Annotated in this window: 17 protein-coding genes; 7 read left to right on the forward strand and 10 right to left on the reverse strand. The window is 68.0% G+C overall.

The features are described from left to right. Window positions 1–190: 190 nt before the first annotated feature. Complete coding sequence (dnaG, locus tag ASC83_RS11015; RefSeq protein ID WP_056061914.1) at window positions 191–2,248, reverse strand: DNA primase; 2,058 nt, start codon at window positions 2,246–2,248, stop codon at window positions 191–193. A 58-nt stretch (window positions 2,249–2,306) separates the two neighbouring features. Here dnaG and ASC83_RS11020 point away from each other — a divergent pair, with 58 nt between their 5' ends. The 3 genes from ASC83_RS11020 (at window position 2,307) to ASC83_RS11030 (ending at window position 6,830) form a co-directional block, all read left to right on the forward strand. After that, the gene (locus ASC83_RS11020; protein ID WP_369816963.1) at window positions 2,307–3,410 is read left to right on the forward strand and encodes a PotD/PotF family extracellular solute-binding protein; all 1,104 of its coding nucleotides are present in this window, start codon (window positions 2,307–2,309) and stop codon (window positions 3,408–3,410) included. A 3-nt stretch (window positions 3,411–3,413) separates the two neighbouring features. Beyond that, window positions 3,414–5,081, forward strand: coding sequence for a GGDEF domain-containing protein (locus ASC83_RS11025; RefSeq protein ID WP_233193718.1), 1,668 nt, complete (start codon window positions 3,414–3,416; stop codon window positions 5,079–5,081). A gap of 102 nt (window positions 5,082–5,183) precedes the next feature. Further along, entirely contained in the window at window positions 5,184–6,830 is a 1,647-nt protein-coding gene (locus ASC83_RS11030; protein ID WP_056061917.1) for an acyl-CoA synthetase, read from the forward strand. Window positions 6,831–6,994: 164 nt separating this feature from the next. Here the strand turns inward: ASC83_RS11030 and ASC83_RS11035 are convergent, their stop codons facing one another. Next, window positions 6,995–7,888, reverse strand: a complete 894-nt coding sequence (locus tag ASC83_RS11035) for an AraC family transcriptional regulator (RefSeq protein ID WP_056061920.1) — start codon at window positions 7,886–7,888, stop codon at window positions 6,995–6,997. Between the two features lie 131 nt (window positions 7,889–8,019). Between ASC83_RS11035 and ASC83_RS11040 the strand changes: the two genes are divergently transcribed. The 4 genes from ASC83_RS11040 to ASC83_RS11055 all read left to right on the forward strand — a co-directional run bounded on the left by ASC83_RS11040 (window position 8,020) and on the right by ASC83_RS11055 (window position 12,402). Next, entirely contained in the window at window positions 8,020–8,586 is a 567-nt protein-coding gene (locus ASC83_RS11040; protein WP_056062195.1) for a carboxymuconolactone decarboxylase family protein, read from the forward strand. 218 nt (window positions 8,587–8,804) lie between these two features. Next, on the forward strand, window positions 8,805–9,434 hold the full coding sequence (locus ASC83_RS11045) for a pyridoxamine 5'-phosphate oxidase family protein (protein ID WP_056061923.1): 630 nt from the start codon (window positions 8,805–8,807) through the stop codon (window positions 9,432–9,434). Between the two features lie 183 nt (window positions 9,435–9,617). Continuing rightward, the gene (locus ASC83_RS11050) at window positions 9,618–10,373 is read left to right on the forward strand and encodes a sulfite exporter TauE/SafE family protein (RefSeq protein ID WP_056061926.1); all 756 of its coding nucleotides are present in this window, start codon (window positions 9,618–9,620) and stop codon (window positions 10,371–10,373) included. A 79-nt stretch (window positions 10,374–10,452) separates the two neighbouring features. Further along, window positions 10,453–12,402, forward strand: a complete 1,950-nt coding sequence (locus ASC83_RS11055) for a diguanylate cyclase domain-containing protein (RefSeq protein ID WP_056061929.1) — start codon at window positions 10,453–10,455, stop codon at window positions 12,400–12,402. A 99-nt stretch (window positions 12,403–12,501) separates the two neighbouring features. On the opposite strand, the gene ASC83_RS11060 is transcribed toward ASC83_RS11055, so the two are convergent. From ASC83_RS11060 to ASC83_RS11095, 8 genes are all read right to left on the reverse strand, one after another. Further along, complete coding sequence (locus tag ASC83_RS11060) at window positions 12,502–14,475, reverse strand: alkyl/aryl-sulfatase (protein ID WP_056061931.1); 1,974 nt, start codon at window positions 14,473–14,475, stop codon at window positions 12,502–12,504. A 143-nt stretch (window positions 14,476–14,618) separates the two neighbouring features. Next, complete coding sequence (locus ASC83_RS11065; protein WP_056061934.1) at window positions 14,619–15,611, reverse strand: tripartite tricarboxylate transporter substrate binding protein; 993 nt, start codon at window positions 15,609–15,611, stop codon at window positions 14,619–14,621. 62 nt (window positions 15,612–15,673) lie between these two features. Then, window positions 15,674–16,900: an acyl-CoA dehydrogenase family protein gene (locus ASC83_RS11070; RefSeq protein ID WP_056061937.1), complete on the reverse strand. Its 1,227-nt coding sequence runs from the start codon at window positions 16,898–16,900 to the stop codon at window positions 15,674–15,676. 171 nt (window positions 16,901–17,071) lie between these two features. Then, window positions 17,072–18,640, reverse strand: a complete 1,569-nt coding sequence (locus ASC83_RS11075) for an AMP-binding protein (RefSeq protein WP_200938920.1) — start codon at window positions 18,638–18,640, stop codon at window positions 17,072–17,074. Between the two features lie 196 nt (window positions 18,641–18,836). Continuing rightward, window positions 18,837–19,274 (reverse strand): DUF1801 domain-containing protein, encoded by a 438-nt coding sequence (locus tag ASC83_RS11080; RefSeq protein ID WP_056061940.1) that lies wholly within the window; start codon window positions 19,272–19,274, stop codon window positions 18,837–18,839. Between the two features lie 48 nt (window positions 19,275–19,322). Continuing rightward, on the reverse strand, window positions 19,323–19,838 hold the full coding sequence (locus ASC83_RS11085; RefSeq protein ID WP_162245489.1) for a GrpB family protein: 516 nt from the start codon (window positions 19,836–19,838) through the stop codon (window positions 19,323–19,325). Further along, window positions 19,835–20,863 (reverse strand): LysR substrate-binding domain-containing protein, encoded by a 1,029-nt coding sequence (locus ASC83_RS11090; RefSeq protein WP_056061943.1) that lies wholly within the window; start codon window positions 20,861–20,863, stop codon window positions 19,835–19,837. Before ASC83_RS11090 ends, ASC83_RS11085 begins: the two co-directional genes overlap by 4 nt. A gap of 103 nt (window positions 20,864–20,966) precedes the next feature. Continuing rightward, window positions 20,967–22,814, reverse strand: coding sequence for a gamma-glutamyltransferase family protein (locus tag ASC83_RS11095; protein WP_056061946.1), 1,848 nt, complete (start codon window positions 22,812–22,814; stop codon window positions 20,967–20,969). Window positions 22,815–23,076: the final 262 nt, after the last annotated feature.

The following is a 23,076-nucleotide window of genomic DNA, read 5'->3' on the forward strand; positions in this document are numbered from 1 at the left end:
CAACGAGGGCTTTGCGCCTGGAGGGGACACCCTCAGCGGCAAGATGTCTGGGCGATCATTTGGTGTGCAGTCCTTGCGATAAGTGGGCCCATCAGCGCATAGGTGCGCGTTTGTCACGGTGGCCCGGCTCGGAGGTGCTGCTGTCGCTCTTGCCAATAACTAACCTTATATTATACCGCCCAGACCCTATTCAAGTGGTTTTTGGCGCTATTTGCTCCAGTTCCTTGCGCTTTTCGGCCAGCGCCCGGTAACGCTCCAGGGCCGAGGGGTCTTGTGCCACCTGCAGCACCAGCACTTTTTGCTGCTCCTTGATGTCTTCGATCTGCATGCGGGTGAGCAGGTCGCGCAGCTCCAGCCGCAATTCGTGCAGTTCGCCCTCGGTCTGCGCATGCGAGCCGGTCATCACCTTGACGGCCAGCTCTTCGCACTCGTGATCGCGCAGGCTTTCGCGCAGCACGGCCCAGGCCAGGGGGCCATGTTCGTGGAACTGCGCCTCCAGCCACGCAAACAGTGGCCCATGGGGCGCAGGCTGGGCCGCCAGTGTGGTGTGGTCGTCGTGCGTCAGCTCTTCCAGAAACGCCATGTGCGACAGCAGCAGCCGTGCCGCGTGGTCCGCCCGGCCCATGGCCGGCGTGCGGGGCAAGCGGGGCTGGGGCGGCCAGGGAGCGTCCTTGTCGCGCTTTTTCCAGCCTCCGCCGCTTTTCCAGTCGCCTCCCTTGCGGAACGGGGGCTTGCCGCCGCTGCCATAGCCATTTTGGCCTCCGTAGCCTCCCTGGTTGCCGTAACTGCCGTAGCCGGGGTCGTAGGCCGTGCCTGTCGACTCGCTGTGGGGTTGCCAGCCATCGGTGTCGGGCGGGGCATCCCAACTGGGGGCGTCATCGGGGGCGGTACGGGGCGGGTGGCGCTGCGGGGGGGCATGGTGTGCAGCGCGCAGGCCGTCGCGGGCGGCGGTCTGGCCCCACAGGTCGGACAGGTCGCGGGCATTGAGCTGGGTCAGCTCGGCCAGCTCGCCCAGCAGCTGGCGCTTGAGCACGCCGTCGGGCAGCGCCGTCCACAGCGGGCGTGCATTGCTGGCCATGTGGGCACGTCCTTCGGCGGTGGCCAGGTCGCAGCCCTCGCTGGCCGATTCGACCAGGAAGCGGCTCAGCGGCATGGCGTCGCTCACGTGGCGCGCAAAGGCGTCGGTGCCATGGTCGCGGATGAAGCTGTCCGGGTCGTGCTCTGCGGGCAGGAACAGAAACTTGATGCTGCGTGTATCGGTAGCGTGGGGCAGGGCGCCGTCCAGGGCCTTGCGCGCGGCGCGCCGCCCGGCGTTGTCGCCGTCAAAGCTGAACACCACCGCGTCGGTAAACCGCAGCAGCTTTTGCACATGCTCTGGCGTGCACGCCGTGCCCAGTGTGGCCACCGCGTTCGGAAAACCCAGCTGCGCCAGGGCCACCACGTCCATGTAGCCCTCGGTGACCAGCGCGTAGCCCGCCTCTCGGATGGGCGTGCGGGCCTCGAACAGGCCGTACAGCTCGCGCCCCTTATGGAACACCGGGGTTTCGGGGGAGTTGAGGTACTTGGGCTTGTCGTCCCCCAGCACCCGGCCACCAAAGCCGATGTACTCGCCCTTGACGTTGCGGATGGGGAACATCACCCGGTCGCGGAACCGGTCATAGCGCTTGCCACCGTCTTCGTCGTTGACGATGACCAGGCCGCTTTCCTCCAGCAGCGGGTCGTCATAGCTTGGGAACACGCTGGCCAGGCTGCGCCAGCCTTCGGGCGCGTAGCCCAGGCCGTAGCGCTTGGCCACCGCGCCCGAGACACCCCGGCCCTTGAAGTAGCCAATGGCGCGCTGCGACTCGCGCAGGTGGCGGCGGTAGGCGTCGGCGGCTTTCTCCAGCACCTCGTTCAGCGTGGCTTGTTTCTGTCGCGCGGCGGCGGCGCGTTCCTTTTCCTGCGGGGAGATGTCGTCATCGGGCACCTGCAGGCCCACGCTCTGGGCCAGGTCCTGGACGGCCTCGACAAACCCCATGCCCGCGTGGTCCATCAGAAAGCTGATGGCATTGCCGTTCTTGCCGCAGCCAAAGCAGTGATAGAACTGCTTGGCGGGGCTGACGCTGAAAGAGGGCGACTTCTCTCCGTGAAAGGGGCACAGCCCCATGAAATTGGCGCCACCTTTTTTCAGCTGGACGTAGCGCCCCACGATGTCCACCACGTCCACACGGGTGAGCAGTTCCTGAATGAAAGACTGAGGGATCGTCACGCGCCCTATTGTCCGCGTAAACTCTTTGTAACCAGTTATTGCTGGAAAGGCTTTTGGCATGGGGTTCGCGGCATGTGGGCGGGCGTTGGCGGGTAGGGCGCTGCACGGGTGGCGCGCCAGCCTGCCCGTGCTGCTGTTCGCGCTGGCGGGGCTCGCATGGCTGCCGGGGGCCTCGCAGGCCGCGACGGTCCTCAGGGTGCTGGCCTGGCCGGGTTATGCCGACCCGGACTTTGTCGCGGTGTTCGAGAAGCGCCATGGGGTCAAGGTGGAGATCACCATCGTGGCATCGGACGACGTCTTGCGCGCCAAGATGGACAGCACCGACGGGCCGGGTTTTGACCTGGTGGCTGCCAACACGGCGGAAATTGCGCGGCTGATCCTCCATGACAAGCTCGCGCCGTTGCCGCTCGGCAACATCCGCAACACTGCTGGGCAGTTGCCCCGGTTTCGCCAGCTGCACACCATCTCGGGCATTGGCTGGCGGGGCGAGGTCTATGCCATGCCCTTCACCTATTCCGAGATGGGGCTGGTGTACGACCGCCAGCAGTTCAGCACGCCACCGCAGTCGATCGCCGTGCTGTGGGACCCACGCTGGCAGGGCAAGGTGCTGGCGTTTGACGGCAGCAGCCACGGGTTTTCGCTGGCCGCCATGCGCCGGGGCCTGCCGCCGTTTCGCATCGACCCCGCCCGTTTTAGCCCGCTGGCCAAGGACCTGGTGGCCCTGCGGCGCAATGTGCGGTCGTTCTACAGCCTGCCAGAGGAGTCGGTGGAGCTGTTTCGCAAGCACAAGGTGGCGGTAATGCACGCCAACTACGGCCAGCAGCAGCTCAAGCAGCTGCGCGATGCGGGGCTGGATGTGGGCTACGTGGTGCCCAAGGAGGGCGCGCTCGCCTGGCTGGATTGCTGGGCCATCACCCGCCGCTCCACCCAGGTGGCGCTGGCTGCCGAGTGGATCAACTACATGCTCGACCCGGCCGTGAGCCGCGAGTTCACGCGGCGCCAGGGTTTGGCCAACACCCTGGACGAGCCACCAGCGCTGGCGGGCGATGTGCCCGGGGGGACCATGGGCCCCATTGTGTGGCTGGAGCCGGTGGAAGACGAAGCCCTGCGCGCACGCCTGTGGCAACGCATCGTGTCGGGCGACCGACCCAACCGGTTCTGACCGATGGCACGCGTGAAATGGAGCATCGCGCTGAGGCTGGGGGCCCTGCTGGCCTCGTTCAGCGTGTTCGCGGCCATTCTGGCGGGCTACTACACCTTTGACTCGAGCCGCGAACGCCTGCAGGGGCGGGCCGAGCGCTCGCTGCTGGCCACCACGCAGGTGCTGGCGCGCCACATGCAGGCGGGCTTTGGCACGGTGGCGCGCGACACGGCCTTTCTGGCCGACGCCGCTGCCGTCGAACAAGACCAGGGACGGCTGGCCGACCTGTTCAAGGCCAACCTGCAGGCCCATCCCGCCTATTTGCAGATCCGCTTCATCAGCGCCAGCGACTACGGGCTGGAGCTGGTGCGCATCGACCGCCAGGGCGACAAGCTGGTGCGCGTGCCCGATGACCAGCTTCAGGAGAAGTCGCACTTTCCGTTTGTGTTCGAGGCCCTCAGCCTGCCCGATGGGGAGGTGTATGTGTCCGAGTTCGGCATCAACCATGAAGACGCCGCGCAGGAGGCGGCCGTGCCCGTGTTCAACATGGCGTCGCCCGTGGTGCAGGGGGGGCAGCTGCGGGGCGTGGTGGTGGTGCGGGTGGCGGCCGCGCCGTTCCTGCACAACTTCAACGCAGCGCTGCCGACCCCTTACGGTTTTTATCTGAGCAACCGCTGGGGTGACTTTCTGGTGCACCCGGACGCCGCGCAGACCTTTGGCTTTGACCGGGGCCAGCGCATCCTGATCCAGGAGTCGTTCCCGCAGGTGGCCGCGCTGGTCGATGGCCGTGCCGAAGAGGCGGTACTCAGCCAGTCCGGCACCGACGACGAGGAGGCGCGTGTCTTTGCCTTTGTGCGCATGCCCTTTGGCAATGCGGACGAAGGGCGCTTCATGGTCGTGGGGCTCTCGCAGCCGCTGGCCGTGGTGCAGGGCGAGGTGCTGGACCTGGGCCGCAGCATCCTCAAGATCCTGCTGGTGCTCAGCGTGGTGGGTGTGGCCCTGGCGGCCGGAGTGTCGCGCCTGGTGACCCAGCCGCTGCAGGCCATGGTGAAGGCGGCGCAGGCGTTTTCACGCGGGGAGGCCCACGGTGCGCTGCCGGTGCACCGGGGCGACGAGGTGGGCGAGCTGGCCCGCAGCTTCCAGGACATGGAGCAGCAGATCAGCCGCCAGCTGGCCGAGCTGAACCTGAGCCGTGACGCCATGGCCCACCTGGCGCACCACGACGCACTCACCGGCCTGCCCAACCGCCGCATGTTCGAGCAGCGCCTGGCCCAGGTGCTGGAGCTGTCGCGCCGCAGCGGCCGCAGCTGTGCCCTGCTGTTTGTGGACCTGGATGAGTTCAAAGCCATCAACGACACGCGCGGGCATGCCGTGGGCGACCTGGTGCTGCAGGCGGTGGCTCGCACCATCGTCGGCGCCGTGCGGCAGGTGGACACCGTGGCCCGGCTCGCCGGGGACGAGTTCACGGTGCTGTGCGAAAACGTAGATTCCGAAGAGGCCGCGCTGCAGATCGTGACCAAGCTGCAGCACGCGTTCGAGCCGCCGCTGGACATCGACGGCGAGCCCCTGGCCGTGCGCGCCAGCATCGGCCTGAGCCTGTTCCCCCGCGACGCGCAGGATGCGCGCACACTCATGGCCAGCGCCGACGCGGCCATGTACCGCATCAAGCAGAGCCACAAGCGAAGGTTGTGAGGCTGCGCACTGCAGTCCACACCGCGCTTGCGCCGGCCCGTGTTGCTTTCGTGTCAGCCTGCGGCGCTAGGCTGTGTGTAGTTCACCTTCTTGCACCGACCCATGACCTCCATCTTTGACCAGCACCTGCCCCGCAACGAAGCCAACTTTGCCGCCTTGTCGCCCCTGTCGTTCATCGAACGCACGGCCGAGGTCTACCCCGACCGCCTGGCCATCGTGCACGGCGCGGTGCGCCAGACCTGGGCCCAGACCTACGCGCGCTGCCGCCAGCTGGCCAGCGCGCTGACCCAGGCCGGCATCGGCAAGAACGACACCGTGGCCGTGATGCTGCCCAACACGCCGCCGATGGTGGAGGCGCACTTTGGCGTGCCCATGGCGGGCGCGGTGCTCAACACCCTCAACACCCGGCTCGACCCGGAGGCCATCGCCTTCATGCTCGACCACGGCGAGGCCAAGGCCGTGATCGTGGACCCGGAGTTCACCGGCACCATGGCCAAGGCACTGGCCCTGCGCACGGGCACCACGCCCATCCGCGTGATCGAGGTGCAGGACGCGCTCTACGGCCCCGCCGTTCAAAGCCTGGGCGGCACCGACTACGAAGCCTTTGTGGCCAGCGGCGATGCGGCCTTTGCCTGGAGCCTGCCTGCCGACGAGTGGGATGCGATTGCGCTCAACTACACCAGCGGCACCACCGGCAACCCCAAGGGCGTGGTCTACCACCACCGGGGCGCCGCCACCAACGCCATCAGCAACGTGTTGGAGTGGGACATGCCCAAACACGCGGTGTACCTGTGGACGCTGCCCATGTTCCACTGCAACGGCTGGTGCTTTCCCTGGACCGTTGCGGCGCGTGCGGGTGTCAACGTGTGCCTGCGCCGGGTGGACGCGCAGGCCATCTTCGACGCCATTCGCACGCACGGCGTCACGCATTACTGCGGTGCGCCCATCGTGCACGGGCTGCTGGTCAACGCGCCCGAGGCGATGAAGGCGGGTGTGCCATCCGGCGTCAAGGCCATGGTGGCGGGCGCAGCGCCACCAGCGTCGATGATCGAAGGCATGGAAAAAATGGGATTTGATCTGACCCATGTGTACGGGCTGACCGAGGTGTACGGCCCGGCCACCGTGTGCGCCAAACACGAGGCCTGGGATGCCCTGGACATTGGTGAGCGCGCCCGCCTCAACGCCCGCCAGGGCGTGCGCTACCACCTGGAGCGCGACGTGCGCGTGCTCGACCCCGAGACCATGCTGCCGGTGCCGCAGGACGGCGAAACCATGGGCGAGATCATGTTCAAGGGCAACATCGCCATGAAGGGCTACCTCAAGAACCCCAAGGCCACCGACGAGGCCTTTGCGGGCGGCTGGTTCCACAGCGGCGATCTGGCCGTGCAGTACCCCGACGGCTACATCAAGATCAAGGACCGCAGCAAGGACATCATCATCTCGGGTGGCGAGAACATCTCCTCCATCGAGGTCGAAGACGTGCTCTACCGCCACCCCGACGTGCTGGCCGCTGCCGTGGTGGCCAAGCCCGACCCCAAGTGGGGCGAGACGCCCTGCGCGTTTGTCGAGCTGAAGGCCGGTGCCCAGACCACGCCCGAAGACATCGTGGCGCACTGCAAGAAGCACCTGGCGGGCTTCAAGGTGCCACGCGCCGTGGTGTTTGGCGAGCTGCCCAAGACCAGCACCGGCAAGATCCAGAAGTTCGAGCTGCGCAAGCAGGCCGGGTCGGCAGCGGCCATCAACGTCTGAGAAGGCGTGACGCGCCTCGTGGAGGGGGCGCGCGCGGTGGGTGGCTATTTGCTATGTAATTAATAGCTGCTGGTGCATATTCCACTAGCGCATCCGCCGCTTTTGGCTTGAAAACCGGGGCCAGGGGCTCCTGGGTGCCCCTGCGGCGCTGCCCGGGCTGGGTGTCAACGCCCTTCGTCCACCGCCTCCCGCCAGTCCCGCGCTGACATCCCCAGCTTTTGCGCAAACACGCGCGACAGCGCCGAGGGGTTGGCGTAGCCCAGTTCATGGGCGATGGACTTGAGCGACCGGCCTGCACGCAAATGCGCCTGCGCCAGCGTGAGCCGCCAGTGCGCCAGGTAGTCGGCTGGCGTGTCCCCCACCACGGCCTTGAAGCGGGCGGCAAACGCGCTGCGCGACATGCCCGCCTGCTGGGCCATCTGCGCCAGGCTCCACGGCTCGCCGGGTGCCTCGTGCAGGGCCGTGAGCGTGCGCGACAGTTGCGGGTCGGCCAGGCCCGTCAGCAGGCCGGGGGGCATCTGTGCTTGCTGCGGGTGGTCCAGCAGCCAGCGCAGCAACTGCAGCAGCACTACTTCAAACAGGCGGTCGGCCAGCACGCGGTGGCCGCAGCGCAGGCGGTCGGTTTCGGCAAACAGCAGGTCCAGCGACTGCTGCAGCCCGTCCACCGCGCCCAGCGGCAGCACCACCAGCGGCGGCAGGGCGCGGGCCAGCGGGTGGCTTGCGCCGCCGTCAAAGTCCAGCGCGGCGCAGGTGAAGTCCGAGCCCTCGGTGGGCGCGTTGTGAAAGAAGTGCTCCAGCGGTCGGGCATAGAACAGCAGGCTGGGCTCGCACACCTGAAGCCGCTCGGGCGGGCCCGCTTGGGGCTGGTGCGTGACCACCATCTCGCCCCGGCGCAGCACATGCAAAAAGCCCCGGCCCGGCGCCGCCGCAAAGTGCGTCACGCCGCACAGCGGCCCGTTGTGGAACAGGTGCGCCCGCACCCGAAACCGCTCCAGCAGCGGCGACAACCGGTCGAGCGGGGTGGAGGCCTGCGCGGGTGTAGGAACGCTTGGTGGCATGGTTTTGTATGATTTGGTATGAATAATGGATTTTATGTGCCCAATGGTACACGCTTACGCCGGACACTGCAGGGGTGCCGAGAACAGGCACAAGTTCTCACCAACCCTTCATGACCTTCAAGGAACACACCATGTCCGCTACTTCTCCTTCTGTCGCCCGCGTCCCTCTCGTCGACCGCACCGCCGCCACCGGCACTGTGCGCGCCGTGCTCGACCAGGTCCACGGAGCCTTTGGCGCCACGCCCAACATGTTCCGCGCCGTTGCCAACTCGCCCGCTGCGCTGCAGAGCATGTGGGGTGCGTTTGGCGCCTTGGGCGGCGGCGTGATCGGCGCAGCTTTGGGCGAGCAGATCGCCGTGGCCGTGGCCAACCGCAATGCCTGCGACTATTGCCTGGCCGCCCACACCGCACTGGGCCGCAAGGCGGGCGTGAGTGGCGAGGCCCTGGCCGCCGCGCAGGCGGGCGAATCGGCCGACCCGCGCACGGCCGCCGTGCTGCGCTTTGTGCTGCAACTGGTCAACGAACGCGGCCAGGTCGACGCGGCCGATGTGCAGGCCCTGCGCGACCAGGGCGTGAACGACGAGCAGATCGTCGAGATCGTGGCCCATGTGGCGCTCAACCTGTTCACCAACTACGTGAACGTGGCGCTGGCCGTGCCGGTGGACTTCCCCGGCGTCAAGCTGCGCCCGGCGCGCTGAACGATGGGGCGGCGCGCGTCTGGCCGATGGGCTGGGTGCGCGCCGCTTCTTTTTGCTGCTGTCGCGGTCCTGTGGCGAAGCCATCGCAGGCATTCCTTCGCCAAACCCATGCGTGCATTTTTTGCACGCATGACTGGCTGCAAAGTCGTTTGTCAGCGCGGCAGGCCTGCTGCACCATGGCCACTCCCTTGCCCACCCACCCGAAGGAAGCCGCCCCCATGACACCCGCCCGCGACGAGCACGCCATCGACACCCTGCCACGCCTGGAGGCCCTGCTGGGCACGCTGAGCGATGCCTCCGTCCACAAAGAGCTGCCGTATGTGCACCCCGCCTACCGCGCCATGATCGCGGCGTCGCCCTTTGCCGTGCTGGCCACCACCGGCCCCGGCGGGCTGGACGCCTCGCCGCGTGGCGACCCCGCCGGCTTTGTGCAACTGCTGGACGGCAAAACCTTGCTGCTGCCCGAGCGCCGTGGCAACAACCGCGCCGACAGCCTGCGCAACATCGTGGCCGACCCGCGCGTGGCGCTGCTGTTCCTCATCCCCGGCGTGGGCGAGACGCTGCGCGTCAACGGCCACGCGCGCATCAGCGTCGCGCCCGACCTGCTGGCGCGTTTCGTGGTCAACGGCCAGTCCCCAAAGTGTGTGATCGTGGTCGATGTGCAGGCGGTGTACTTTCAGTGCGCGCGCGCCATCCAGCGCTCGCGCCTGTGGGATGCCGTGCCGCCCGGCACACCACGCCCAGTGCCAACCCCCGGCGCCATCCTGGCGTCCATCACTCAAGGCGAGTTTGACGGCGCCGCCTACGACCGCGAACTGCCAGCGCGCCAGCAGGCCACCCTGTATTGAACCGGCACCGCGATCCGTCGCCACAGCGTTGCCCCTGCTGCCAGCGCACACAATGGCGGCTGGATGCGCAGGGCTTGCGCTTCATGGACTCACGGGCCGAACGCGCAGATGCGTGAGGAGCGTGGAGCTCCGTGGGGCGTGAAGCCCACTCACGCGCACGTTCATACCAAGTGAGGGGGAGACATGGATTCCGTGCTGTTGATCGTGGCCCTGGGCGCAGTGGCCGCGGGGTTTGTGCAGGGGCTGTCGGGCTTCGGCTTTGGCATGGTCGCCATGTCGTTCTGGGCCTGGACGCTGGAGCCCCGCTTGGCCGCGCTGCTGGCGGTGTGCGGCGCGCTCACCGGCCAGCTGGTGGCGGCGGCCACGGTGCGCCGGGGGTTTGACCGGGTGCGCCTGCTGCCCTTTGTGCTGGGTGGCCTGGTGGGCATCCCCATTGGCGTGGCCGTATTGCCCCGGCTGGACATGGAAGCGTTCAAGGTCATCCTGGGCACGCTGCTGGTGCTGTGGTGCCCGGCGATGCTGATGGCCAAGCAGTTGCCCCGCATCACGCGCGGCGGGCGCGTGGCCGACGCGCTGGTGGGCATGGCGGGCGGTGTGATGGGCGGCCTGGGCGGCTTCACCGGCGTGCTGCCCACCCTGTGGTGCACCTTGCGCGGTCTGGACAAGGACGTGCAGCGCGCCATCATCCAGAACTTCAACCTGGCTATGCTGCTGGTGACCTTCATCACCTACCTGGCCACCGGCCTGGTCACCCGCGAGGCGCTGCCGCTGCTGGCCATTGTGGTGCCCGCCATGCTGGTGCCCGTGCTGCTGGGAGCGCGGCTGTACCACGGTATCAGCGATGCGCGGTTCCGGCAGATCGTGCTGGGCATGTTGACCTTGTCGGGCGTGGCGATGCTGGTGGCCAGCCTGCCCAAGGTGCTGGCGCGGCTCGCGTAGGGTTCCATTTGCGTGGGCCGCGCCCGGTGGCCATCCTGTTGTCGACTTGCCGCACATGCCCCGTTACATTGGGAGGGGCATGCACCAAAAAGATGACACCACGCGGCCACCGGACGCGGACGACCGTCTTGAGGCCGGGGCCCCGCGTCGCCGCTATCGCCTTGTCACGCCGCTGAGCCTGGCGATTGCGCTGGGCTGCATCGTTGCCGTGGCGGGCTTGTGGCTGGTCACGCTGCAGCGTGTGGCGTTCGAGCGCGAGCAGGCCGTAGCCTCTGCCATGCAGTCCAATGCCAACCTGGCCATCGCCTTCGAGCAGCAGGTGTTCCGCACCCTCAAGGCGGCCGAGCAGGTGGCCGCCTTTGTGCGCGAGCAGTACCTGCAGCAGGGCACCGACATCGACCTGCGCGACTGGGTGGAGCGGGGGGTGATCCGCGAGCCCATGTTCACCATCATCAGCGTGGTCAACGACCAAGGCGACATCGTCAGCAGCAGCCAGGAGACCGGGGCCGTCAACTACAGCGACCGCGCCTTTTTCAAGGCGCTGCGTGCCAGCGATCGCGATGACCTGTTTGTGAGCGAGCCTGTGCTGGGCCGTGTGTCAGGGCAGTGGCGCATTCCGATGGCGCTGCGCATCGTGAGCGAGGGAGGCCGCTTTGGTGGTGTGGTGGTGATGTCGGTGGACCCGACGAACTTCACCGACTTCTACCGCCAGGCCGACCTGGGCGCACAGGGGCTGCTGGAGCTGACAGGGCTGGACGGCGTGGTGCGCGGCCGCAAGGCAGGGGGCAAGATCAGCTTTGGCGGCGATGCGCGAGGCCTGCCCTGGTTTCAGCTCCGCGCGCAAGACCCTGAAGGCGAACTGATCGATGAGAACGGCGCGGTGGACGGTGTGCCGCGCATCCTCAGCTACCGCAGCATGGCGGGCTACCCGTTGATGGTGACGGTGGGGTCGACCTCCGACGAGGTGCTGGCACCGGTGATGCAGCGGCGCGTTGACTACCTCGCCCTGGCCGCGGGGGCCAGTGTGGCGCTGCTGTGTTTTGGCGCGCTTCTCATTGTGGTGCTGGCACGCCAGCGGGCCGTGGCCGATGCACTGGCGTCCAGCGAAGGCCTGTTCCGCGCCACCTTTCACCAGGCGGCCACCGGCATCGCCCACATCACGCCCGAAGGCCGCATCCTGCGTGCCAACGACAAGTTCTGCCGCATGCTGGGCTATTCGCTGGAGGAGCTGCGCCAGCGCGACCTGTTTGCGCTGAGCGACGAGGGCGAGCGTGAAGCCCTGCGCCGCTTTCTGGCGCGGCGCCTGGTGGCGCACTCACCCGTGTTCTCCCCCGAGATGGAAAAGGCCTACCGGCGCAAGGACGGCGGCCTGTTGTGGGTGTACGAAGCGCTGGGCCTCGTCAAGGACGCCCAGGGTCACCCGGACTTTCTGGTGGTGGTGACGCAGGACATCAGCGCACGCAAGGAGCTGGAGATGCGCCTGTCGCACGATGTGCTGCACGACGCGCTCACAGGCCTGTCCAACCGCGTGATGTTCCACGACCGCCTGGCGCGTGTGCTAGAAACGGCCCGGCGCCACGGGCGGCACGCCGCAGTGCTCTATGTGGACCTGGACGGGTTCAAGTCCGTCAACGACCAGTGGGGCCATGCAGCGGGCGACCTGCTGCTGCAGCAGGTGGCTCGGCGGCTGGAAGACTGCGTGCGCGCCGAAGACACCGTGGCGCGCCTGGGCGGCGACGAGTTCGGCATCGTGCTGGCCACCATCGAGCGGGCAGACCACTGCGAGGTCGTGGCGGGCAAGGTGCTGTCTGCGATGGAGCAGCCTTTTGTGCTGGAGGGCGCTGTTGCCCACATCTCGGCCAGCGTGGGCGCGGCGCTCTACCCGCGCCATGGCACCGATGCCGATGCGCTGCTCGCCCAGGCCGATGCTGCGATGTATGCGGCCAAGCAGGCAGGCAAGAACCGCTTCAACATCGACACCGCACTGAGCCCGCTGGCCGATGACGGTGTTGCAGGTCCACCGGGCTGACGAGGAGCCAGCCATCGAGGGATGGCTCTGGTGTTGCGCTCCTCATTTGGGAGCATTGAGCGCATTATGTATAGGCGCTAGCGGCCTGTTTCATTCAAATCACCGCGTCATGATCGGAAAGTCACGCACCGGCTGGTCCAGCATGCCCATCAGCTGCCGCAGAGCCTGCGCATCGCCTTCCATGCGCAGCGCGCCAGAGGCGGCCAGCTCCTGCGGTGTGGCCTGGCCGTTCATCAGGCGCAGGAAGGCGGGTTTGGTGAGCAGCAGCGTGGCGTCGGCGGGCCAGGGTGGTGTGCCCGGGCGGTGGTGCAGCACCGCGTTCTCAATCCACAGACCATGGTTTTCTTCGGCGTCGGTAAAGCGCAGTGCCACGGCCAGGCGCACGCCGTCCGCGCGCGGGCCGTTGAGCGAGGCGGCCATTGCATCGAGGAACTGCGGGATGGGGGTCTGCATGAGCATGTCGGCCACTGCAGCGCGCGGGCCTGAAGCGTTGCGCTGTGCAGTGCCATGCCGCAGTTCCTGCGCGCCTGTCAGGTAGAAGTTGCGCCAGGGCGCCGATTCAGCGGCGTAGCCCATCTGCTCAAAGCTGCGCGCCATCAGGTCTTTGGCCTCTGCGTTGTTGCTGTCCGCCAGCAGCACATGACGCAGTAATTCAGCCGCCCAGCGGTAGTCGCCCGCGTCAAAGGCCTGGCGCGCGGCGGCCACTGCAGCGCCCGCGCCGCCTGCCAGGGCCACGTAGCGGCGCGCGGCCTCCACAGGCGGCAGCGGGTCGAGCGTGGCGGGGTGCGCGTCGAACCAGCCCAGGTAGAACTGCGCCACCGCGCGCACGTTGTGTTTGACGGTGCCGTAGTACCCGCGCGATGCCCACTGCGCCGCCAGCGTGGAGGGCAGTTGCGCGGCCTCGGCGATCTCGCCGGGTGTCAGCCCGGCGTTGAGCAGGCGCACCGTCTGGTCGTGCAGGTAGCGGTAGGTGTCGCGCTGCGTGGTCAAGAAGGTGTCGATGCGCTCGCGGCCCCACACGGGCCAGCCGTGCTGCAGGAAGACCACATCTGCACGGCGTGCGTGCGCAATGGCGCCGTCGATGTAGCGCGACCACGCCAGCGCGTCGCGCACCTTGGCGCCGCGCAGGGTGTAGAGGTTGTGCAGTGTCTGCGAGACCAGTTCTGCCGCACCGAACGCGCGCAGGTCGGGCAGCTCGAACACCATCTCGGCCGGGGCTTCGGAGCCTGGCACGTTGTGGAACACGAAGCGCACGCCATCAATGTCGAGCGCCTGCGTGGGCTGGTCGATGAGCACGGTGGGCGGCAGGATGCCGATGCGCCCGACCGCCACGGCCATGCCCAGGCCGTTGTCCACCACGCCGCGCGCATCGCGTGGCAACTGGCTGCCATACATGAAGCCCGCGCGGCGCGACATGGCGGGGCCGAGCAGCAGGTTCTCGCTGGTCGCCTCCTCCATGAAGCCCACCGGCGCCACGATGGGCACGCTGCGTGCCTTGGCGTCCTGCGCGGTCAGCACGCCCAATGCGCCGCCGAAGTGGTCCACATGGCTGTGCGTGAACACCAGGCCCGACACCGGCTGCGTGCCCAGGTGCTGGCGCGCGAAGGCGAGGGCGGCCGCCGCCGTCTCCTGCGTGGTGAGCGGGTCCACCACGATCCAGCCCGTGCGGCCCTGGATGAGCGTGAGGTTGGCCAGGTCGAACCCGCGCAGCTGCCAGATGCCCTCACGCACCTGGTACAGGCCGGGCGTCTGGTTCAGGCGCGCATGGCGCCACAGGCTGGGGTGCACGGTGGCGGGGGCCTCGCCCTGTGCAAACTGCAGCGCATCAAAGTCCCACACCACCTGGCCCTGCGCGTTGCGCACCTGGCCGCTGGGGCTGGCGATGAGGCCCCGGCGCGCGTCCTCGAAGCTGGCGGGCGCGTTCACGTCCAGTGTGCCCAGGGACGCGGTCTGGCGCGCACGCGTGGCGGCGGTTGCGTCCTGCCGGACATCGGCCACCTGGGCCAGGGTTGCAGGTGCCAGGCCCAGCAGAAGCGGCAAGGCGAGTGCCGCGAGCGTTGGGAGGTTTCGCATGGGGGTTTGGAACCTCTTTGAGATGAAAAAGGCCTCAAGCGCACAATTTATATGCGCTGGCAGCTATCAAAATTGAAGTAATGCGTTGCCTGTTTTGGACAGGTAGGGCCCGCGCACGTGGGTGCGATCACCCCTTCGCGCCATCACATCGGCTCCAGCCTGATGCGTTTCATCATCGCCTCGGTGAAGCCGATTTCCTTGCCGAAGGCGCGTGTGAAGGTCTCGCCGTCTTGCGGGTTGACCATGCCGCCTTGTTCTTCGAGCGCGGTCACCACGGCGGGCTGGCGCAAGGCGGCTTCGAACGCGGCGCGCACGCGGGACACGATGGCATCGGGCGTGCCGGTGGGCACGGAGACTCCGCCCCAGGAGGTCAGCTCCACCCCGGGCAGGCCCGCCTCGGCCAGCGTGGGCACACTGGGCAGCTTGGGATTGCGCGCGGGCCCGGTCACGGCCAGTGCGCGCAGCTTGCCAGCCACGATGTTCGAGTACGCCACGGCGGTGATGGGCGCGCCAAAGGCCACCTGCTGGCCCAGTACCGCATTGACGATTTCCGACGCGCCCTTGTACGGCACATGCGTGGCCTGCGCCTGGCTGACGCTGAGCACCATCTCCACCCCCAGGTGCGAGGGCGTACCGACACCGCCCGAGGCGTAGTCCAGCTTGCCGGGCTGCGCACGCATGCGCGTGAGCAGGTCGGCAAGGCTGCGGATATCGCTTTGCGCGTTGACGATGACCACCGTGTCCGAACTCGTCAGGCCGATCACATGGCGAAAGTCCTTGAGTGCGTCGTAGCCGGGCTGCTTGTACATGCGCATGCTGGCCGCCATGGGTGAGGCGGAGTACACCCAGGTGTAGCCGTCGGGCGCGGCCTTGGCCGCCTGGCGCGCACCCAGGTTGCCGCCTGCGCCGCCCTTGTTTTCGATGACCACGGGCTGGCCCAGCTCCTTCGACACCGCTTCGGCCACGATGCGGGCCGTGGTGTCCGGGCCCGTGCCGGCGAGGTAGGGCACCACCCACTTGATGGGGCGCGCGGGCCACGGCTCGGCGGCCATGGCGGATGTACTGGCCAGCAGTGGCAGCAGGCTTGCAGCGAGCAGTACGCGGCGGCGCAGGTGGGGGATGGGTTGATTCGTCATGTCTTGTCTCCGTGTCATTTTCTGTGAGGGTTGTTGTGGCGCGCTGTGGGCGGCGCAGCCGCTCAGGGGGATGCCATGAGTTCTTTCGCGATGGTGTTGCGCTGGATTTCGCTGGTGCCGGTGAGCACGCGGTACATGCGCAACATGCGGAACAGGAACTCCACGCGCCGGCCTTGCACGATGCCCTCGCCGCCGTGGATCTGCACCGCGCGGTCGGCGATGCGAAAGGCTGCCTCCGAGCAGAACAGCTTGGCCATGGACGACTCGGCGCGCGGCTCGGCGCCCGCATCAATTGCGCGGGCCGTGGCCAGCATCAGCCCGCGCGCGGCAGCCCAGTCGGTCGCCATGTCGGCCAGCATGTGCTGGATGGCCTGGAACTGCCCGATGGCGCGGCCGAACTGGTGGCGCTGCTGTGCGTAGTCGCGCGCATCGCGCAGGGCCACCTGCGCCAGGCCCAGCATGGCGGGGCAGTGCAGCAGCCGGTTCACGCTGATGCGGCCCAGCGCCAGCGCCAGGCCGCGCCCGGCCTCACCGATCAGGTTGGCGGCGGGTACGCGCGTGCCCTCCAGCACGATGTTGCCCGTGCTCGTCTGCCCCGCCATGGTCTTGTAGCCCGACTCCACGCGCACGCCGGGCGCATGCAGGTCCACAAAGAAGGCCGTGACCTCGCGCTTTTTCGGGTCGGGGTCGTCGTGTGTGGCGGTGGATGCCATCAGCACCGCGTAGTCGGCAAACGGCGAGCCCGAGATGAAGCGCTTGGCGCCCGTGATGACGTAGTCGTCGCCATCGCGCACGGCGCGTGTCTGCACGTTGCCAGCGTCCGATCCGGCCTCGGCCTCGGTCAGTGCGAAGCAGATGGCCATTTCGGCCCGGGCCACCGGCAGGATGAACTGCTGCATCTGGTGCGGCGTGGCCATGCGCGCCAGCGCGCCCACGCGTGGCGGGCCACTCAGCTCGCCAAATACATGGGGGGCGAACGGCGAGCCGCTGGCGTAGATGGCCTCTTTGACCAGCACATGGTCCAGCGTGGACAGGCCCAGGCCGCCCATCTTCTGCGGCAGCGTCATGCCGTAAAAGCCCAGCGCGTGCGAGCGCTTCCACACCTGCTGCAGCAAGGCCTTGTCGGGCGCGTGCTCGTGGTCGATGCCATGCTCGCGCGCCAGCGCGGCCAGCTCGCCGTACAGAAACTCGTTGATGCGCGCAATCAGTTCGGCCGCCTGTGGCGAGCCCTCAAAAGGCATGCCGGGAAACAGCGGCGCGGGGAGGGGGGATGTGATGTCGTTGTTCATGTCAGGATTCCTTGTCGTTGGCTGTGACAGCGGGCTCTGGAAACTGGCGCAGGCCCAGGCGAGAGACGCCGAGCAAGGGTCGCCCCGCAGCGATGGCGTCGTCCCCCTTCTCGCAGCGCGCAGCGCCAAGAGAGAAGAGGGAGGGGGCAAAGCCGCTCAGGGGGATGCCCTCTAATTCACCATCCGCCCACGCCCCTCCCAGTACGGGGCCTGTACGGCACGGCGCATCACCTTGCCATTGGGGTTCTTGGGCAGGGTGGTGACGAACTCGATGCGCCGGGGCCGCTTGAACCCGCCCAGGTGCTGGGCGCAGAACGCGTCGATCGCAGCGGTGGTGTCGGCACCGGCCGCACGGCCGGGCTTGAGCACCACGTGCGCGGCCACGGCCTCGCCCCATTTGTCATCGGGTACGGCGAACACGCAGGCATCGGCAATGGCGTCGTGCTGGTACAGCACGGCCTCGACCTCCGACGGGTACACGTTGAAGCCGCCGCTGATCACCATGTCTTTCTTGCGGTCCACGATGTAGACATAGCCCTCGTCATCCATGCGGGCCAGGTCGCCCGTGTGGTACGCACCGTCCTTGAGCACCTCGGCCGTCAGCTCGGGGGCGCGCCAGTAGCCCGCAAAGATGTCATCGCCCCGCACCACGATCTCGCCGATCTCGCCAGTGGCCACGGGCAGGCCGTCGTCGCCCAGGATCTGCACATCGCATTCCAGAAACGGGCGTCCGCACGATGCCAGGCGCTCAGGCCGCGCAGCGCGGGCAAACAGATGGTCCTCCACCGACAGGCCACACACGCCCGAGGTCGTCTCGCCCGCGCCGTAGCCTTGCTGCAGGATGGGCCCGAACACGTCCATGGCCTGCAGGATGCGCGCGGGCGCCATCGGGGCGGCGCCGTAGCCCAGGCGCTGCAGGTCGGGCAGGGGGCGGTACTGGCCCTCCAGTTCGGTCAGCAGCATGTTGATCATGGTGGGCACCATGAAGGTGTGGGTCACGCGGTCGGCCCGCATGTCGGCGATGAAGCGCGGGGGCTCGAAGCCGTTGAACAGGCGGATGGTGACCCCCTGGCACAGCGCCGGCACCATCTGCATGCCCGATGCGTGGGTGATCGGGCCCACCAGCCCCAGGATGTGGCCGGGCTGCTGCCCGTCCGAACGCGTGAGGAACTTGCGCAGCTGCGCAAGGCGGTTGCCGAAGGTCTGCATGGCCGCCTTGAGCACGCCGGACGAGCCCGAGGTGTAGTGCAGCACGGCGACTTCGTCCTCGCACACGACCACCGGGGTGAACGTGTCGCTGGCCTGGGCCAGTGCCGCTTCATACCCTGCGGGGCCCGCATCGTCGGTCAGCAGCAGCCGGGGCATGGCGCCGGGCATGCATTGCGCCACATGCGGGCGGATGGTCTCGGCGCGCTCGTCGGTGGTCACGATCAGCGCCGCACCGCTGTTGGCGGCAATGGCGCCGACCTCGGTGGGCGAGAGCCGGGCGTTGAATGGCGCCTTGATCAGCCCGGCCTTGTAGCAGGCGATCTCGATCTCGACGACCTCGACACAGTTGGGCAGGTAGATGCCCACGCGGTCACCGCGCTGCAGGCCCAGGCCGAGCAAGGCGTTGGCCAGGCGGTTGGTGCGCTGCTCCAGATCGGCATAAGTGATGCTGCGTGCGGGGCTCTTGACCGCCATGCGGCGGGCATGGGCACGGGCGCTGCGCGCCACGAGGGCGCCGACGTTGGCGACCACGCGCGGGGGAATGGGGGGCGAGGTGGTAATGGCTGTCTCCTGAAACACCGGCCCCGTCGAGCGCGGGGCATGGGGTCACTGTTCCAGAAGACGGGGTATCAGGGAAATACCGATTGCTGATGGGAAGGCATCACTGAAATTGATGCCCTTGCCGTAGCGTTCTTCCGCACGCACTGCGTGCGCGGCTGCGACAGTGCTACACCGCCTTCGCCCGGGTGGCGGGCTTTTTGGCGGCGGATCTGGCGGGCTTGGCAGCGTTGAGTGCCACTGCCGCGCGGATGAGCGACTTGAACGCCTCTGCATCCACCACATCGCCCTCGTGGATGTCGATGGCGCGCCGCGCATTGCCATCCAGGCTGGCGTTGAACAGCCGCGCCGGGTCCGGCAGCGAGGCGCCCTTCAAAAAGGTGAGCTTCACTGCGGCCTTGTAGCTCTCGCCGGTGCAGAGGATGCCGCCCAGCGACCATACGGGCGTTCCCATCCACTTCCACTCTTCCACCACGCCGGGGGCGGCCTCATGAATGAGCGCACGCATGCGTGCCAGCACCGGGCCGCGCCAGTCGGCCAGGTCTGCGATGCGCTGATCGATGAGGGTGGAGGCGGGTTGGGGCGATGCAGTGGTTGTGGATGCCATGGCGGTGTCTCCTGAAGCGGAATCGTTAGAGCCTTTATGGGAATGTGATCACTCGGCAGCCAGGGGCTTGCCCGCCGCCCGCAGCACCTGCGTGATGAAGCGGGCCTTCTCCTCGCGGTAGCGGTCCATCCCCTCGGATGCGAATCGCTGCTTGAGCCGGTTGTACTCTGCCACCAGGGCGGAGTCGGCGCGCAAGTCATCGCGAAAGTGCAGAAAGCATTCGAACGGCGAGCCGCAGGCCACCACCTGCAGTGCAACGTCCATCGTGGCGCCGGGCCACAGCAGCATGCACAGATCAGGCGCGCGCAGTGTGTCGGCCTTGGCGCTGCAGCCTGCGGCTTCGAGCGCTGCCACGCCCGGTGCATGGTCTTGCGGCGGCACCAGCACGCAGATATCGAGGTCACCCTTGGAGACTGCACCGGGAATGGACGAGGCGCCGATGTGTTCGATGCGCGCCTGCGGCACGATTGCAGCCACCTGGGCGGCCACCGCGGCAAACGTGGCTGCGGCGTCGTCCTGGTACTGCGCGGATTCGAGCAAGGTCACTGCGGTCACCCGGGTCACACAGCGGCCTCCCACCTGCCCGATGCCACCAGCTCCCGCATCACGGCCTCCAGCGCGTCCATCACCACCTGCATCACCCCGTCCACCTCGCGGTCCGCAGCGGTGGCCAGGGTGTAGCTGCGCGTCATCTCCGGGTTGACCACGCGGGCCACCATCCAGTCGGTGCCGGAGGCAGGGGCATCCCCCAGCGCGCAGGCAGGGGTGAAGGTGAAGCCGCCCCCGCACGCATACAGCGAGCGGATCACCCGCGCGGAGTCGTGTTCGTGGGCGATGTTCAGTGCCACACCGCGTGCGGCGGCGGCTTCTTCGACCCGCTGGCGGATGGTGTAGCGGCGCGACTGCAGCACCAGGGGCTGTGCGGCCGCATCGGCAAAGTCGATGGTGGGGCGCATGGTGGGGCTGGCGGCGCGCGCGGCCGTGGCACGCGCGCCAGCCCGGCGCGCAGCAGGCGCTTGGGCCGTGGCCGCTGCGTCAGGCGCTGGCCGCAGCAGCGCACGCACCGTGCCGCCGGGATCGTGCCCGCAAAAGTACATGGCCTCGCGCACCAGGGGCCGGCAGTGCAGCCCCTCCACCTGCGCGGCGTCGACCAGAACGCCGATGTCCGCACGCCGGTCCAGCATGGCTTTCCTGACCATGAGGCTGAGGTCGTCGAGCACGAACACCCGAATGCGCGGGTGCGTGTCCTTCAGGTGCGCCAGCAACGGGCCCATGAGCAGCGATGACAGCAGAAACGGCACGGCAATCGTGACCGATCCCTCCGGCCCTTGCGGCAGGCGCTGGATGCGCTCCCGCATGGCCGAGGCGTCGCTCAGAAGCCGCCGGGCGTCCTGGTAGAGCTGCACGCCAGCCTGTGTGGGCGTGACGCCCGCGTGCGAGCGTTCCAGCAGCTGCGCGCCCAGCTCGGACTCCAGCTTCTTGATCTGGGCAGTGAGGGCGGGCTGCGCAATGTAGAGGCTGCCCGCCGCGCGCGAGAGGCTGCCGGCCTCGACCACGGCGATGAAGTAGCGCAGGCTTCGGAGATCCATGGGGCAAGACTGTAGCGGGGTCCGTCCTTGGCGCGCGCCATGCCCGCCCAGGCGGCCGCGCACTCGGCGCGCAGCCCCGTGGTGGGCCGCGCAAGGCTGGCTTTCAGTCGCCCATCACCACGCCCTCGCGGCGTGGATCGGCCCCGCCCATCCATAGCTTCTTGCCATGTGCCTGGCCGCGTGTGATGGCTTGCAGGCCGCTGGTCATGTTCATCTCGCGCACTTCTGCGCCCCGGGCGCGCAGGGCTTCGACCGTGGCGGGCGGGAAGCGCTTTTCTTCCAGCAGCGTGGGGCCGTTCATGGAGCCGAAGTTGGGCAGGTTGATGGCCTGCTGCGGCATCAGGCCCCAGTTGAAGACGCCATACAGCGTCTTGGCCGTGTAGTGGATGATGGCCGCGCCGCCGGGGCTGCCGCCGCTCATCAGCAGCTCGCCCGTGGCCTTGTCGAACACCAGCGTGGGTGCCATGGACGAGCGCGGGCGCTTGCCGGGCTGCACGCGGTTGGCAATGGGCTGGCCTTGGGCGTCGGTGGGGGCAAAGCTGAAGTCGGTGAGTTCGTTGTTGAGCAGGAAGCCTTTCACCATCTGCCGCGCACCGAACTGGTCTTCGATGGTGGTCGTCATGGCGACCGCGTTGCCAAACGCATCGACGATGCTGATGTGGCTGGTGCCGTATTCAGGCTGGTCGGGCATGGCTCCGTGGTTGATGCGGATGACGGCCGGGTTTCCGGGCGCTGCGATCTTCATGCTCTGCGTGCCGATGAGCTTGGCGCGTTCGGCCAGGTAGGCGGGGGCCAGCATGCGGTCCCAGCTGTCGCCGGGCGGCTGCACAAAGTCGGGGTCGGCCACATACAGCGCGCGGTCGGCAAAGGCCAGGCGAGCGGCTTCGGTGTACAGGTGCAGCCAGTCGGCCGATGGGATGCCGTCCTGCAGGGGCTTGGCGGCGGCGTCGGTGTTTTTCAGGATGCCCAGGATCTGCCCGATGGCGATGGCCCCGGAGCTGGGTGGTGGAAAGCCGCACACGCGGTAGTCCTTGCTGGCCACCTGGTAGTCGTGGCACAGCGCCTCGCGCTTCTTGGGCTGGTAGCCCGCCAGGTCGGCCAGGCTGAGCTTGCCGGGGTTGGTGGGGTGCTTTTGCACCTTGTCCACGATGGCCTGGGCGACCTCGCCTTCGTGCAGGGCCTTGCTGCCTTCAGCGGCAATCTTGCGAAGCACGGCGGCCAGCTCGGGGTTGCGCAAGTTCACACCCACATCGCGCGCGTCGCCATCGGCCTTGTAGAAGTAGGCGGCGGCCACGGGGTCCTTCTTGAGGTGGGCGTCGGCCTTGACCAGCGTGTTGAGCCGAGCGCTGACCTTGAAGCCGCCTTCGGCCAGCGTGATGGCGGGCTGGAACAGCGTGGCCCAGGGCAGCTTGCCGTGCTGCTTGTGCGCCAGCTCCAGCATGCGAACGGTGCCGGGCACACCCACCGAGCGGCCGCCCACCACACCGTCGTAGAACGGCACGGGCTTGCCGTCGGCACCCAGGAAGAGTTTTTCATCGGCGGCAGCGGGCGCGGTTTCGCGGCCATCGTAGGCCTCCACCAGCTTGCCGTTACTGTGCAGCAGGAAGGCGCCGCCGCCGATGCCGCTGGACTGGGGCTCCACCAGCGTCAGCACCATCTGCACGGCAATGGCCGCATCGACGGCCGAGCCGCCGGCCTTGAGGATCTGGTAACCCGCATCGGTGGCCAGCGGGTTGGCAGCAGCCACGGCAAACTTCTCCGTGGCCCAGCCCGGTTTTTCGGTGTAGCCGGACGAGCCTTCAGGCTGCGCGGGCACGGTGTAGGCGAACTGGGATGGCGCACCGGCGCAACCTGCCAGGGCCATCAGGGTGGCGATGGCCGCAGGGGCCAGCAGGTTGCGAGTGAACGGGCGGCGCAGGTGCGACGTGGCAGGCAGGGCAGTGGGTGACATGCGGGTCTCCTGTGGGTGCAAGCAGCGAAGCGGCCATGGTAAGGGGCCTTGCTGCAGCCTGCGAGGGCGTGCAGGAGGCTGCCCCTGGGGTTTGTGCACCGATTGAAGGTGTTTTGCGGCGGTAGCGCTAGTGCAATATGCCTGAGCAGCTATCAAAAAGATAGTTGTTACCGACCGTCAGCGGCGGTTCACAGGCCATCCCGGGGCCCTGGCAGGGCGCAACGACCAGGAGCTTGCCTGCCCGGCGGGTCGGCTCACGCCT

The sequence above is a fragment of the Acidovorax sp. Root402 genome (assembly GCF_001425125.1).
GTDB lineage: Bacteria > Pseudomonadota > Gammaproteobacteria > Burkholderiales > Burkholderiaceae_C > Acidovorax > Acidovorax delafieldii.